Below are 13,386 nucleotides of genomic sequence, written 5' to 3' on the forward strand. Positions count from 1 at the left end.
GGCAGTGTGCCCCTTTTATTATACAGAAAATGGCGTCGACAGATTTCTCTATCAACACCAAATATCATAGAACCGTTTTAAGCGGAGTCAGCTGCCTTTTGTCCCACGTTTCAGCAACATAAATTTGGAAATAGCAAAGGAGTCTGGGGTTTTGTCCCAGACTCCTTTCAATAACTTATATTTTGCTAATTAAAGTCGTGCGTTCAGTTCCTTACCTAGTTTTTCAAAACCAGGTTTGCCTAACAACGCAAACATATTCGTCTTGTAGGCTTCAACCCCCGGCTGGTTGAATGGATTAATCCCATTCAAATAACCTGAGATGGCAACGGCCACTTCAAAGAAGTATACCAGATAGCCCAACGTGTATGGCGTCTGGTCTGGAATGTTAACCCCCATGTTGGGCACACCACCATCGGTATGGGCTAGAACAACTCCCTGATAAGCCTTCGTGTTAACAAAACTCATTGGCTTGCCTTCCAGATACTTTAGACCATCCAAATCATCACTGGCACTTGGAACGTCCACATCATTTTGTGGCTTCCCAATTGTGATTACCGTTTCCATCAAGTTTCGCCGGCCTTCTTGGATATATTGTCCCAAGGAGTGTAAGTCGGTGCTGAAATTAGCAGAAGATGGGTAAATACCCTTTTGGTCTTTTCCTTCGGATTCGCCCATCAATTGCTTCCACCATTCTGCGAAGTACTGGAGACGTGGTTCGTAATTCTCCAGCAATTCTGTGGTGTAACCCTTCCGGTACAAAATATTTCGTAAGGCAGCATATTGGTAAGCTTCATTTTTGGTCAGATCCGGATTCGTGTAGGCATCCTGCGCATCAGCGGCACCCTTCATCAAGTCATCGATGTCTGCACCCGACGCAGCGATTGGCAATAACCCAACAGCTGTCAAGACGGAGTAACGACCACCAACCCCATCAGGAATAACAAATGTCTCATAACCGGCAGCATCGGCTTCGGTCTTCAGCGCGCCGCGGGCCTTGTCAGTCGTGGCGTAAATCCGACCCTTAGCACCATCGGCACCGTACTTCTTAATCAACATGTCCTTGAAGATCCGAAAGGCGATGGAAGGCTCCGTCGTGGTCCCAGACTTCGAAATGATGTTGACAGAGAAGTCACGGTCCCCAATTAAGTTGATCAAGTCATGAACGTAATCGGGACTGATAGAGTTCCCGGCGAAGAAGACTTGTGGTCCTTGGCGCTTTTCAGCTGGTAAGTAGTTAAAGAAAGTATCGTGTAAGAAGTCCACAGCCATCTTCGCACCTAAGTAAGACCCACCGATACCAATCACGATGAGCACTTCGGAATCAGAACGAATCTTCTTAGCAGCAGCTTTAATCCGTGAAAATTCTTCCTTGTCATAGTCGTGTGGTAAAGCCAACCAGTCACGGAAGTCACTGCCAGCACCAGTGCCGTTACGGAGTTCACTGTCCGCAGCGGTAACGAGTGCTTGCATTTCTCCTAACTCATTGTCATGAATAAACGGGTCAAGTTTGGAACGATCAAAGGCGATATGTGCCATATTTAGATAACCTCACTTTTATTATTATTGACTAGTCCATTATACCGCAATTCCCTAAAATGTAAATGGTCTAGTCCAAACTTTTTTGAATATAAAAAAGGCCGACAACGCCCGTCATCAGCCAGTTTATAACTATTTCATTACGCCGAGAGTTACCCCACCAGCAACAACTAACAGTGACCCAATCGTAATGTAGACCATTTCGCGACTGGTCTTCTTTTCGCCCAGTAACCAAATGCTCCCAAAGGTTGAGATAACAATCCCACATTGCGCTAGGGAGTAGCTAATAGCTAATCCAACTGATGGAATCGCCATGAACATGAAGAAGTTTCCAACACCCCAGACCAGTCCGGTGATCATGTTCTTCGCAGTGGCTTTATGCCAAACCTTCTGCCGAGAAAACATCACGAAAATCAAGGCACCTAGAATCATTCCAATGGATTGCGGAAAAATAATGGTCTTTGATGAGATCCCAGACATGTTCACAATCACCGTATAAAGCACGTAACCAATCGTAGAGATCACAATGGCAACGGAACCTTTACCGGCTTCCATATGTTGCGTACCCGCAACCGCTTTCTTATCACGCAAGGACGTTAAAGCCGCTCCGGCGATTAGGACGATAACAGCAATGGTTCCCATAGTAACCATCTTGGTAGTTTTCCATTCATGGAAGAGAAGGACGCCGGCCAACGCCGTCCCAACCAGTTGAAGACCAGTCGAAATTGGCACCGTCCGCGAAATTCCAATAAATTTCATGGCTTGGAATTGTTCAAACTGACCAACAGCCCAGCAAAGTCCCGAAGCAACCCCAACTAACATTGCCATTCCAGTTAATTGACTGTGGAAGTACACTAAGGAGAAAATTCCAAAGATAACGGCTCCGGCGGTCATCCCCAGCGTTTGCTGGTAGGATGTCCCACCCAATCGGCCACTAATTAATCCAATACTACCCCAACACACCGTTGGAATTAAAGCTAATAATACACCCATTTGTAAACCTCAACTCTCGTTTCAATTCTGACTTTTCTCTCTGTAAGCGCTTCTTAATTTGCATTAGTAAGTGTAAATGTTTCCCCTACAAAAGTAAACCATTGTCTCCTAAAAAAATACCGATTGGCAAGTGGTCTACCTTACCAATCGGTACCTATTACATTAATTTTCAATCGTTTTCATTAAACAATCGTTAGTAGCAAACCCTTTAATGATTCACTATGTCGGTCCGAAACATTGCTCTGAAAATCGTCTGGTGACTGGAAACTTGTGGAAACACTTACAGAACCGGTATAATTTTCAACAGCATCGTTCACAGTCTGCCGCAATCGTTTCAAGTTATAGGTTGGTGTCGTGGTCGTTACCAGTATTTGTGAACCGGTATGGGTCAATTTCAGTGCCTGTTCGAGGACAGTTTGTAAGTCCTGCTCCAAGGTAAAGGCCCGTTTTTTCCCGCGAACAAAGGCTGGTGGATTGATGGCAATCGTGTCAAACGTCAAGCCATGCTTCACGGCGTAATCCAAGTAGTTGCCGACATCCATGGTTCGCATTTCAACGGCAGCTTGGTCCAAGTTGTTGGCATCTAATTGCGCTTGCGTTGCCGTCGTTGCCCGGTTCGTTGGATCAACGGTGACGGCTTCCACCGCACCACCGACCATAGCGGCCGTGACCACCCCAGTTTCAGCACTAAACAAGTTCAACAGCCGCTTTTGCGCGCTGTCCGTCTTGACCCAGTCGCGGATGTCGCGGAATTCTAAGGCTAATTGTTGCCGACCGGACGTTAAATCAACAGGATAAGCAATCCCGTTTTCCATAATCGTCATCGGCTGCTTGCCCAAGTCACCGCGAACAAGCTGAGCCTGTTCCTGTCCAGCAACCACGGCAACGATTGGGAAGCCCTTACCGACAATCCGGTCAAAGGCGGCGTAAATCAACCGTGACTGCTGCTTCAAGGCCTGATTTTCCCAACGGAAGACGTACACACCGTTATAAACATCGATGGTCAAGCCCCCAAGGTTGTCACCAACACTGTTAAATAGCCGGTAAGCTGAGGCGTCAGCGAAGGCCGAGCGCCGAGCTAGTGCAGCCCGTAATTTACCAGCAAAGAATCGTTCGTCAATCGCTTCATTTTCCCGTAGACTCAGCACGTAGCCGATACCACGGTGTTGTTTTGCAAAGTAGGCTGTGGCGACGAAGTGACCGTGGTTTTCCAATTGAATCCACGCGCCGTCTTCGAAGTCATTATGATTTTCTAGATCCGTTAAAGATACGATAGGATAGCCGTCCTCGAACTTACGGACGGATTTTCCGGTAATTTGTACTCGTTTCAAAAGTTTCCTCCTTAAATGGTTCCCCTCATTGTAACATGTCACGCGGCTCAGCACAGCTCCTGTTTACTTAACTGGCTTAGCCCGTTCGGAATTTGTCTGGTGTTGGTCGGGGAAAATGACGGTAAAGGTCGTGCCGACCCCTTCCTTACTGGTAACGCTGATCTTCCCATGATGCAGTTGGACCAGCTGATGGACGATGGACAAACCGAGACCAGACTCACCATACTTGGTGTTCTTCCGTGACGGATCGGCCTTGTAATACCGTTCCCAGATGTTCTTCAATTGTTCATCGGACATCCCCATCCCGGTATCAGCGACCTTCACGATGGTTTCTTCATAACCACGTTGCGCGGAAATGGTGATATTCCCCTGCTGCGTAAATTGAATCGCATTCTGTGTGATGTTGAACATAATCTGGACGAAACGGTCATAGTCAGCATACACTGGGATCTCCTTCGGTGCTTGTAACTCCAGCGTATCCCCGCTGTCATCAGCCTTTTGCTTCAACTGTTCCACAATGTTATGAAGGGCATCAATGGCATTAAACTCATGCAGGTTAAGCATGATCTGATTCGAACGAATCTTTTCGTAATCCAAATTTTCATTAACCAATCGAATCAGTCGGCTCGTCTCACTGCGCATCAGCTCGATGCTCTCTTCTTTGCTCTCTTCAGGAATGGCATCGTAGGCCAATCCTTCCAACAACCCGTTGATAGTAGTCAGCGGTGTCCGCATCTCATGTGATGCGTTAGCCATGAATTCTCGTCGGCGTTCTTCCTGTCGTTGAATCTCTTCTTGTGAATCCTTCAACGAGTGTGCCATACCGTTAAAGTCGTTAATCAGGTCATCAATTTCATCCCGATTTCGGCTAGCCATTTGAACATCATAGTTTCCCTTGGCCACTTGATTGGTCGCTTTTCGCAGCCGATTAATCCGTGACGTGTAATAGCGAGCCAGAATATAGCTGGCAATAATTGCCACTAAACAGGAAACTAGCAACGATTTGATTAAATTACGATTGATCTGGTTAACGTTGGTATTGATGTCAGAAACGAAGGCCCCCATCACGACGACCGCAACCAGCTTATTATTATAGAAGTAAGGTTTCATCACTTCAGTCACAGCTGGACCCACTTGTCCATTTTTATTACGGACCCGGCGATCGACAACTTTGTGAATGATTTGATTATTCTTTAATTTTTTCCAATCGGAGCTGTCGATGGATTGTTGATACACATTCGCTGGAAAAACAATCCGGTTAGATGCATTATAAATGGCCGTACTGACCGCCTGATTTTGCAATAACTGTTCACTATTTTCCAACGCCGTCGTGTCAAAGTTAACGGTCTTGGGATGCTGTGAGCTGATTCGCAATGACTGCTCAATCAGACTATTGGAGTATTTCTCCAGGGAGTTCCACGTATTGCTGTAAACCATGTGCCGGGTCATCTGTGAGTAGGACACGCCCATCAAGACCAGAATAATCGTGATTGCCGCAAAGAACCCCAACATTTGTTGATACATTAGCTTCATTGTTAGTTTGCTCCACTATCGTCAAATTTATAACCCACCCCCCAAACGGTTTGAATGATCTGGGGGCCAACCTTTTCAATCTTCTGCCGTAATTTTTTGATGTGAGCATCCACGGTGCGTTCGTCACCGTAGTATTCGTAATCCCATACCAATTGCAGGAGTTGTTCCCGCGAGAAGACCTGGCGTGGCTTCTGGGCTAGCGTCTTGAGTAAGTCGAATTCTTTAGGCGTTAAGTCTTGAATCTGCCGGCCGTTTAAATAGGCCTCGCGGGTCTTCGTGTTTAACTTGAAATTTTCAGTAACCACATCAAATGATTCCGTGTCGTTCAGTGGTTCGGCATCCGTCTTCGAAATGGGACCGAGTTCGGCGCGCCGATGCAAAGCCTTGATCCGTGCAATTAATGTGATTGGACTAAAAGGCTTCGTGACGTAATCGTCTGCGCCCATCTCCAGGCCCAAGACCTGATCACTTTCCGAATCGCGGGCCGTCAGCATAATAATTGGCACGGTCGGTGAAAGCTTACGAATTTCGGCACTAACCTGCATGCCATCCATGCCCGGCAAGTTCAGGTCTAACGTAACCATGTCCCAGTCGTTGGGGGTGGCGGCAAACATTTCAACCGCCTCATTCCCATCGTAGGCAAATTGCGCGTCCCACTGCTCCTTCTTAAAGAACATGGACATCATCTGTGATACTGAATGGTTGTCTTCAATCATTAATAACTTCATTGCTACCTCCAAAAGTTCAGTCTCTCACGTACTCGGAGCCGGCAAAAAGCTAGTGAGTCATAGTGTCTTGAACTTAACAGGTCAATCAGACGTCTCCATGATAGAATCATGAAGTTTCTGTAACTTTTCGCCGGTTACTTATTTTTTGGCCGTGGGGGCCCTTAATTACCTATTATACTATACCGTAGCCTTCGATATTTCCTTAAATTAGCTGCAAACAGGCGAAATAGTTTTCACAACCGCTGAGGTATGCTACACTATACAAGTATCGTCATGGGGCCGTTCTGGATTCGACTGGTATAGGTTGAAGCTTGACTGCGCGTCGTAGCGGCATCTACGTTAAAAGGTCCAGTTTATTATAACTGCAAAAAATAATAACAATTCTTACGCTTTAGCTGCTTAATAGGCGCTTAACGTAGATCCTCCTAGGCTTGCCCGCGGTCTAGATCTGGGTCCTAAATTTAACGGGCTTACGCTAACGGCTCCCACCTGAAGTACGTTAGAAGAGATGAATCAGGTTAGCTGAGTATGTGGGCCCTGACAGGCGGCAAGTTATTCAGTGAAACTATAAGTAGTCTGCCTATGCGTGTAGACGTTAAGTTGGCAATATGCTAGGACGCGGGTTCGATCCCCGCCGGCTCCATAAATGCCAGTACGTTTAAAACCTATGACGAGAAAAACCACATTCCTTCGCGAATGTGGTTTTTTTGTGCCTAATTTCCATTAAGTAGCTGTTGCGGTGATAGCTGACGGCTCGCCGTGAAGATAACATAGGCCTCCTGTGGCTGTTTGACTGGATCTTGTGTTAACCAGAAACAGACGAAATCCCAGATACCTTGCGTAACAATCTCTTGGGCAAACTCCAGTGGGATTTCTGGACTTATTGCTGGCTGACCAATGACTTCTACGATAACTGACTTAATACGAGGTACTAATTGTGACGCCGGACTATTAAGCAACGCCACGACCAATTGCCGTTGGCGATAAAGATAGTTAAACATCTGTTGGAAAGCATTTTTCTCGCTACCCGCCTTATGACCGGGCTTAGGGTAACGTTTGAAAATAAGTTGAATTGCAGACACCAAATCATTTTCATAGTGCGTTAGTAAATCAAACTTATCCAGATAGTGTAGATAAAATGTCCCGCGATTAATCTGAGCCGCCTGACTTAACTCCTGAACTGTCAAGTGGTCAAATCCCTCCTGCATCACCAATTTGATGAAGGCATGCTGAATCTTACGCTCCGTGTCGATCATTTTTAAATTCGTTTCCATGTCCATCTATCCCCTTCAACAGTCTGTTGATTTCGCTATCAGCATAAAACTTTTTTAGGCTGCTGCCAATCATCAATTATGGCTGTTTTGTTGATTAGTCGCTGACTACTCACAATATCAGTTTCCTCCTACGGCAGTCAAAAAGGCTACCATTCAACTCACCACGATCCTTTTATCTGTTGATTGTCACATCAGAATTCCCCTGCTATTCTGTAGCCGTTCAATCAACACCATGTTTATTTCAAAGGAGAGATTGCAAATGTTCAAAAGTGAATTAAAATTTTTAAGTCAGCACAAAATGATGCTCGTGGTTCTTCTCATGATTGCCCTCATCCCGGCCATCTACTGCTACTTGTACCTGTCCTCCATGTGGAACACATATGGTCACACCGACGATATTCCCGTTGCTATTGTCGATCATGACCGAGCCGTCACGATTCACGGTCAGCACGTTGCCATTGGCCAACAGCTTACCCGCAGCCTCGACGACTCCTCCTCACTGGACTTTCGGCAACTCAGTGCTCAGACTGCTCACCGTCAGTTAAAGGTTGGTAAGCTCTACTTGGTCATCACTATTCCTCGCAACTTTTCGCACAACGCGACGACCATTCTCACCTCAGCTCCCCAGCAAATGACGCTCCATTATGAGCTGAATTCCGGCGCTAACTACATTGTCTCCAAAATGACGACCGGTACCAGTACCGCCATCACCAATAAGGTCGGCCATAACGTGACCCAGCTTGAGGCCAAAATTCTCCTCTCCGCGCTGAGTGGGGCAACCACCGGCATGACCCGAGCAGCCAGTGGAAGTGCCCAATTGGCCACCGGAACACAACGGCTCCTAACTGGCAATCAAAAGTTGTTGACAGCAACGACACCGCTGAAAAACACCGCGTTGATTGCCGGACTAACCACCACCCAACAGGGTCTAACCCAAGTCCAAACGGGCAGTCAAAATTTGAATCATGCGTTAACCAGTAGCAGTCTACGCTTAGCCACCATTGTCACACGCCCGTCCACTGCTAATGCTCTGGCTACTCCCGTTGTCGCTACCACCAACGACATCGCCAGTGTACCGAACAATGGAACTGGCATGGCACCATTTGCTATCGCCATTGGCCTCTACGTCGGCGGTATTGCGCTAGGAACCATGTATGATGGTCGTCGAACCTACAGCGATCCCCACTCCGCGTTCACTTGGTGGGCCAGTAAGGCTGGCATTATCGCTGGCGTGGCGCTCGTACAAAGTGGGCTGCTCTATCTCACCTTGCATCAGGCCAACGCGCTCACTACGCGTTCCAATCCCCGCCTGTTTGCCGCTATTCTGATTGGCTCTCTACTCTTCTTATCGCTCATTTTCTGTCTTCGTCTGTTACTCGGTGGCTTTGGAACTTGGCTCATTTCTATCGTCTTGGTCATGCAGCTGGCGAGTTCCGGCGGTTTGTATCCCCTCCCGCTCGTCAGTAATTTTGCCAAAACCCTCAATCCTTGGCTCCCCATGACCTACTTGATTCAAGTCTTGCGTTCAGCCATTTCCACTAATGTCAGTCTTCCCGGTGCTTGGGTAACCATGCTGTTGATGACGATTGGTTTCAACCTATTGATCATTCTCCGATTCCACCTCGATTTAAAACGCAACCCCCTCACCCACTAACTAATCAGGGGGGGCGACAAAAACGGTTCCTGAAAAAGACTAGCACTGGGAATAACTACGAACGCTTAGCCATCATATTTTAAAACTTAAAACGAGATTGTGATATCGGTTGCAACCTCGTTTTTGTTTGCTCTCTACCTGCAGCTTAGCATGGTTATATCTGAAAAAGCTTCGACTGATATTCAATTCCCATGGTTGCTAACTAAGGATACTGGAAACTCCGTCGCCGCACAGAACGAAAATGATGAGAGTTGGAAAAAGGCGATTAGCTGGCGAACATTAAGGGCACGGCTCCTTTTCCCCTACGTTTCAGCAATGTAAAATCGGAGATACCAAAGGCGTCCGGGGGCCCAGGATCTTCAGTCAGACTTACTGAGTACCTAACTACGACATCGTTCTGTCAATTGCCCCGGAATGAATTCAGCAGCTTGTTGTCCACGTGTCTTGCGCATTTTTTTAATAAACTTTTTAGATAGAAAAGGCCAAGAACCGTCATCTCAGGTTCTTGACCTTCACTGTTTAGAAGACCTGTTTATTTAATCGCCGTTCTTTGTTGGAAGAAACCAGCCGAACTGGCATAGATCCAGTTCGCTTGATTCAATGGCTTAAAGTTTTCACTATCCCCCGTTACGATAGCCCCGGAAAACTTGGCCGTCTTCAAAGTCGGGTATTGTTTTGCATATTTTTGCGCATATTTTTTAAGACTAAAGTTGGTATACCCATAGTCCCAGTCCCATTTGCCTAGCCGTTCTAGGTTCTGATGGAAGCTCCGATAATAGTTTTCATACTTATTCACAACCAGGTGGCCCTTAGAATTTGCCTGTACACCTAGAAAATTATTATCCATAAACGTGGCATCTGCCTTAGAATCCACACCGATCCAGTACCAAACGGCATGAAGATTTTTGGGCAATCGCTGCTGAATCTGTGCGTAGGTCAGCGGATGATCAAAGGACACGGCAACTTCGGCAACCGCTTGCTTAGTCCTTGCTACCTTGGTGACATCAGCCGTTCGTTTAACGGATGGATCTTTAACCTTTGGATTGTAGAACAGGGGGATTTTATGCTGTGTCAACCGGTCATACGCGCCGTCTTCACTGGTGTCGGCTGCATTCAAGGCACCAGAAGATTTATTTCCAAGCCAACTCCAAGAATAAGCCTGCACGATTGGTGACCAAGCCTCGTGATACCCCTCGATATCCTTATAGCGATGACTAGTGACCTTGCCTCCCATGAAGTTGGTATCGGCCAAGTAACGGTCACTAACCGAAATATTGGGGGCCATCACTGTTGAAACTAGTTCAATGAAGCGGTCCTCCCGCTGAGACTCCCTACCAGCTTGTTTCTGCGTCCACCAGTAACCACCGACGGCCCCCACTAACAAAACGACAATAACAATTCCAATCGTAATCAGCCACCGGACTACCTTTACACGAATCGCCAATTGACGAAATTTTTTCTCATCATTCATCCCTGTTCACTCCTCATCATAATCTTCTCTAACTTCTTATGCACACGGTGTAGTCGCATTTTTACCGCAGCCGGCCTAATCTTGAGTTGCTCAGCCACTCGGGTAATCGACAGGTTCTGTTCATAACGTAATAACAATAAGTGCTGTTCCTTATGCGACAGCTGTGACATGGCCTGTCCAACGTCATAATCTGCTGGTTGCGTTGCTATTTCGAGTGCTGGTCCCAGATACTTTTTGACTAAACCTTGATAACGTTGGGTTCGCCGATAATAATCCAGGTAAGTTGACCAAGCGACACGGTACATGTATGGTCGCAATTTATCCGGCGGTAAAACCAATTCCATTTCCAACAACTTAACGAAAACATCTTGCACGATGTCCTCCGCAACATCGTGGCTGGCACCCCGGCTGACCAAATAACGTTGAAGTTCCACCGCCATTTGGGCCATTAACTTTTCGTAACGCTGTAATCGCATGTCAACCTCCTCCCCTTACACCTATGTAACGAATGACTTGGTAAAAAGTAACGGTTTAATTTTAATTTTTTTAAGTTGGCCGCGTGAGCCCGACAATCTCCAGTATACGTGAAAGCTAGTCTGCTGGAAATACATTCGAAATTTTGGTGTCAAAAAAGGAAGCCATCTATGCGACTTGGCTTCCTCATAAACCTACTTCATTTTAACCAACAACGAATCGATGACACCCTCCAAAAATTGGTCAACTCAATTATCTCATGAATGTCTGAAAAATAAGGTGCCATCTGCTGGCCGGTAAGGTAATCACTGGACTAAGTCGCCTAATTTTAGTCTTAGTATCACCGCCACAACAATCATAAGAAGTGTTTTGGCATTTTCACACTCTTTAGTTAACTAAAGAGCCTGGGATACACCCCCAGACTCCTTTGGTATCTCCGAATTTACATTGCTGAAACGTGGGACAAAAGGCAGCTGATTCCGCTTAAAACTGATAAGGCTCGCCAGCTAATCACCTTTTTCCCCACTCTCTTCAAAAAATCATTTAGATTCCTGATATACTTTAAAGCTCTTCATGAATTCACGCGAACGTTTCTCAATGCCCTCAAGATCACCGATGCCCTTACCAACAATGCTTCCGCCGGCGCCAACAACGTAGGCTCCTGCATCAAACCATTCTGGTAAGTTGTCGGCATTGACACCACCAGTTGGCATCAATTTAATCTTAGGAAATGGACCATGTAGCTCCTTCAAATAGGTGGGACCTAACACCGTGGCTGGGAAAATCTTAACCAAGCTAAATCCCGCTGAAAATGCATGGTGGACTTCAGAAGGTGAGAAGCAGCCTGGCACATAGTTAACGGCTTCACTGTGACAAAGTTCAGCAACCTCGGCATTGAACGTTGGACTGACAATAAATTCTGCTCCCGCTTGAATCGCTTCAAAAGCTGAGGTCGTGTTTACAACTGTTCCAGCGCCAATTAACACATCCGTATCTTGATACTTGGCATGCAATTGCTTAATCGCTTCAACTGCATTGGGGACAGAATAAGTTAATTCAATCCCTTTGATTCCACCCTTCACACAAGCATTAACAATTTTTAGACTAGCCTCGACACTATCAGCACGTACAACAACGACCGCACCAATTTCACCGACACGCTTAAAAACTTCTGACTGTTCCATAAAAGGACTCCTATTCTACCCAGCTCTTACTCAAGGTTCGTGTGTTCTTTCAAAGCCATACTGTTATCGGTATGGTCACGTTCGCTAAGCAATAAGCAGGCCAAATCTAACGTAATGTGAACTGTCTGATCAAATAGCGTACTCAGTAGCTGAATTGAGTGCACACCAGCACCGGTCTTCGTCGCGCCAGGTACAATCAAGACGTCATCTGCTTCCTTAGCCAATGGCGATGTTGTATCACTTGTGACACCAATCACTTCAACACCGAGTTTCTTAGCTTTTTCAGCCGTCGAAACGACCCCACTCGTCTTACCAGATCCAGAAACAGATACCAGAATATCTCCGGCAGCAAGTGATGGCGTAATTGTTTCACCTAAAACATATACGGTATAACCAATATGCATCAATCGCATCGCGAACCCCTTAGCCTGTAAACCAGAGCGACCAGCCCCATGAATAAAGATTCGCTTATCCTTAGTAATTCTGGAAACTACAGCATCTAAATCAGTAGGCTTAACATCATGCATCACCTGTGAAATTTCGCCTAAAACCGTTTCAATTAATTGTTCATCATTTTTCATCGCTAACAACCTTTCCAAACCGTTTCGCCTCAGCTACTGGATCAGCGGCCTTAACAATCGCCGAACCAACGATAGCAATATCAACAATGCCTTGCTTGGCCAAAGCAACTGTATTGGCGTAATCAATACCACCAGCAATTGCAATATGTTTGACAGACGGGAAGCTTGCTCTAAAACTAGCGGCCGTATCACTTGCATTCTTAATCTTGCCGCTGTCCTTGGAATGATGAATGCAGTAAATAGCCTGATCAAAGCCTAAAATGATCTTAATCTGTGCTTCGTCCAAACCCATCAAATCAATCATCATGGTCTTATCCTGGTTCTGGGCTACCTGATAGCATTTTTTCAGAGTAGCTACTGAGGCGGCCCCCATAACCGTTAAGATATCAGCCTTGCTTTCAAATCCAGCTTTAAATTCATACTCACCTTCATCGATGGTTTTACTATCATAAAGGATCTGGGCATGACCAAAAGCATCGGTTTTCTCAGCTAAACGTTGGATACCAAAATCTTTTACCAGCGATGTTCCCCACTCAATGATGTCAACGTACTGACTAATCTGCTTGGTTAAATTCACAGCCTTATCTAAGTCAACACGATCAATTGCAGCTTGAATTTTCATCATTA

The 13,386-nt window shown here is 46.1% G+C and carries 12 protein-coding genes and 1 other RNA gene; 2 read left to right on the forward strand and 11 right to left on the reverse strand.

The annotated features are described in order from the left end of the window. Positions 1–189: 189 nt before the first annotated feature. The 5 genes from EKM89_RS11115 to EKM89_RS11135 form a co-directional block, all read right to left on the reverse strand. The gene (locus EKM89_RS11115) at positions 190–1,536 is read right to left on the reverse strand and encodes a glucose-6-phosphate isomerase (protein ID WP_125688550.1); all 1,347 of its coding nucleotides are present in this window, start codon (positions 1,534–1,536) and stop codon (positions 190–192) included. Between the two features lie 132 nt (positions 1,537–1,668). Next, on the reverse strand, positions 1,669–2,529 hold the full coding sequence (locus EKM89_RS11120) for a GRP family sugar transporter (protein ID WP_125688552.1): 861 nt from the start codon (positions 2,527–2,529) through the stop codon (positions 1,669–1,671). 182 nt (positions 2,530–2,711) lie between these two features. After that, the gene (locus tag EKM89_RS11125; RefSeq protein ID WP_125688554.1) at positions 2,712–3,860 is read right to left on the reverse strand and encodes a class I SAM-dependent methyltransferase; all 1,149 of its coding nucleotides are present in this window, start codon (positions 3,858–3,860) and stop codon (positions 2,712–2,714) included. A 63-nt stretch (positions 3,861–3,923) separates the two neighbouring features. Continuing rightward, positions 3,924–5,393: a sensor histidine kinase gene (locus EKM89_RS11130; protein WP_125688555.1), complete on the reverse strand. Its 1,470-nt coding sequence runs from the start codon at positions 5,391–5,393 to the stop codon at positions 3,924–3,926. A 2-nt stretch (positions 5,394–5,395) separates the two neighbouring features. Then, positions 5,396–6,121, reverse strand: coding sequence for a response regulator transcription factor (locus EKM89_RS11135; protein ID WP_125688557.1), 726 nt, complete (start codon positions 6,119–6,121; stop codon positions 5,396–5,398). A 275-nt stretch (positions 6,122–6,396) separates the two neighbouring features. Between EKM89_RS11135 and ssrA the strand changes: the two genes are divergently transcribed. Continuing rightward, positions 6,397–6,767, forward strand: a transfer-messenger RNA (tmRNA) gene (gene ssrA / locus EKM89_RS11140). A 67-nt stretch (positions 6,768–6,834) separates the two neighbouring features. Here ssrA and EKM89_RS11145 read toward each other — a convergent pair. Beyond that, positions 6,835–7,395, reverse strand: a complete 561-nt coding sequence (locus EKM89_RS11145) for a TetR/AcrR family transcriptional regulator (RefSeq protein ID WP_125688559.1) — start codon at positions 7,393–7,395, stop codon at positions 6,835–6,837. A gap of 259 nt (positions 7,396–7,654) precedes the next feature. On the opposite strand from EKM89_RS11145, the gene EKM89_RS11150 reads away from it, so the two are divergent. Then, positions 7,655–9,049 carry a YhgE/Pip domain-containing protein gene (locus EKM89_RS11150; protein ID WP_125688561.1) on the forward strand — a complete coding sequence of 465 codons (1,395 nt, stop codon included), beginning with the start codon at positions 7,655–7,657 and terminating at the stop codon, positions 9,047–9,049. Between the two features lie 532 nt (positions 9,050–9,581). On the opposite strand, the gene EKM89_RS11155 is transcribed toward EKM89_RS11150, so the two are convergent. From EKM89_RS11155 to EKM89_RS11175, 5 genes are all read right to left on the reverse strand, one after another. Then, positions 9,582–10,520, reverse strand: coding sequence for an anti sigma factor C-terminal domain-containing protein (locus EKM89_RS11155; protein WP_125688563.1), 939 nt, complete (start codon positions 10,518–10,520; stop codon positions 9,582–9,584). Beyond that, positions 10,517–10,996 carry an RNA polymerase sigma factor gene (locus tag EKM89_RS11160; RefSeq protein ID WP_125688565.1) on the reverse strand — a complete coding sequence of 160 codons (480 nt, stop codon included), beginning with the start codon at positions 10,994–10,996 and terminating at the stop codon, positions 10,517–10,519. Before EKM89_RS11160 ends, EKM89_RS11155 begins: the two co-directional genes overlap by 4 nt. A gap of 537 nt (positions 10,997–11,533) precedes the next feature. Continuing rightward, positions 11,534–12,178, reverse strand: a complete 645-nt coding sequence (locus tag EKM89_RS11165) for a bifunctional 2-keto-4-hydroxyglutarate aldolase/2-keto-3-deoxy-6-phosphogluconate aldolase (RefSeq protein WP_125688567.1) — start codon at positions 12,176–12,178, stop codon at positions 11,534–11,536. Positions 12,179–12,204: 26 nt separating this feature from the next. After that, positions 12,205–12,759, reverse strand: a complete 555-nt coding sequence (gene hxlB, locus EKM89_RS11170) for a 6-phospho-3-hexuloisomerase (protein WP_125688569.1) — start codon at positions 12,757–12,759, stop codon at positions 12,205–12,207. Continuing rightward, the gene (locus EKM89_RS11175; RefSeq protein WP_125688571.1) at positions 12,749–13,381 is read right to left on the reverse strand and encodes an orotidine 5'-phosphate decarboxylase / HUMPS family protein; all 633 of its coding nucleotides are present in this window, start codon (positions 13,379–13,381) and stop codon (positions 12,749–12,751) included. Before EKM89_RS11175 ends, hxlB begins: the two co-directional genes overlap by 11 nt. Between the last annotated feature and the right edge of the window lie 5 nt (positions 13,382–13,386).

Origin of the sequence: Levilactobacillus fujinensis (genome assembly GCF_003946335.1) — a bacterium.
In the GTDB taxonomy this organism is placed as follows: domain Bacteria; phylum Bacillota; class Bacilli; order Lactobacillales; family Lactobacillaceae; genus Levilactobacillus; species Levilactobacillus fujinensis.

Coding starts and splice junctions, on each gene's coding strand:
- EKM89_RS11135 (WP_125688557.1), bottom strand. CDS start 6,121: ATGAAGTTATTAATGATTGAAGACAACCATTCAGTATCACAGATGATG.
- EKM89_RS11130 (WP_125688555.1), bottom strand. CDS start 5,393: ATGAAGCTAATGTATCAACAAATGTTGGGGTTCTTTGCGGCAATCACG.
- EKM89_RS11150 (WP_125688561.1), top strand. CDS start 7,655: ATGTTCAAAAGTGAATTAAAATTTTTAAGTCAGCACAAAATGATGCTC.
- EKM89_RS11120 (WP_125688552.1), bottom strand. CDS start 2,529: ATGGGTGTATTATTAGCTTTAATTCCAACGGTGTGTTGGGGTAGTATT.
- EKM89_RS11145 (WP_125688559.1), bottom strand. CDS start 7,395: ATGGAAACGAATTTAAAAATGATCGACACGGAGCGTAAGATTCAGCAT.
- EKM89_RS11160 (WP_125688565.1), bottom strand. CDS start 10,996: ATGCGATTACAGCGTTACGAAAAGTTAATGGCCCAAATGGCGGTGGAA.
- EKM89_RS11165 (WP_125688567.1), bottom strand. CDS start 12,178: ATGGAACAGTCAGAAGTTTTTAAGCGTGTCGGTGAAATTGGTGCGGTC.
- EKM89_RS11155 (WP_125688563.1), bottom strand. CDS start 10,520: ATGAATGATGAGAAAAAATTTCGTCAATTGGCGATTCGTGTAAAGGTA.
- EKM89_RS11175 (WP_125688571.1), bottom strand. CDS start 13,381: ATGAAAATTCAAGCTGCAATTGATCGTGTTGACTTAGATAAGGCTGTG.
- hxlB (WP_125688569.1), bottom strand. CDS start 12,759: ATGAAAAATGATGAACAATTAATTGAAACGGTTTTAGGCGAAATTTCA.
- EKM89_RS11115 (WP_125688550.1), bottom strand. CDS start 1,536: ATGGCACATATCGCCTTTGATCGTTCCAAACTTGACCCGTTTATTCAT.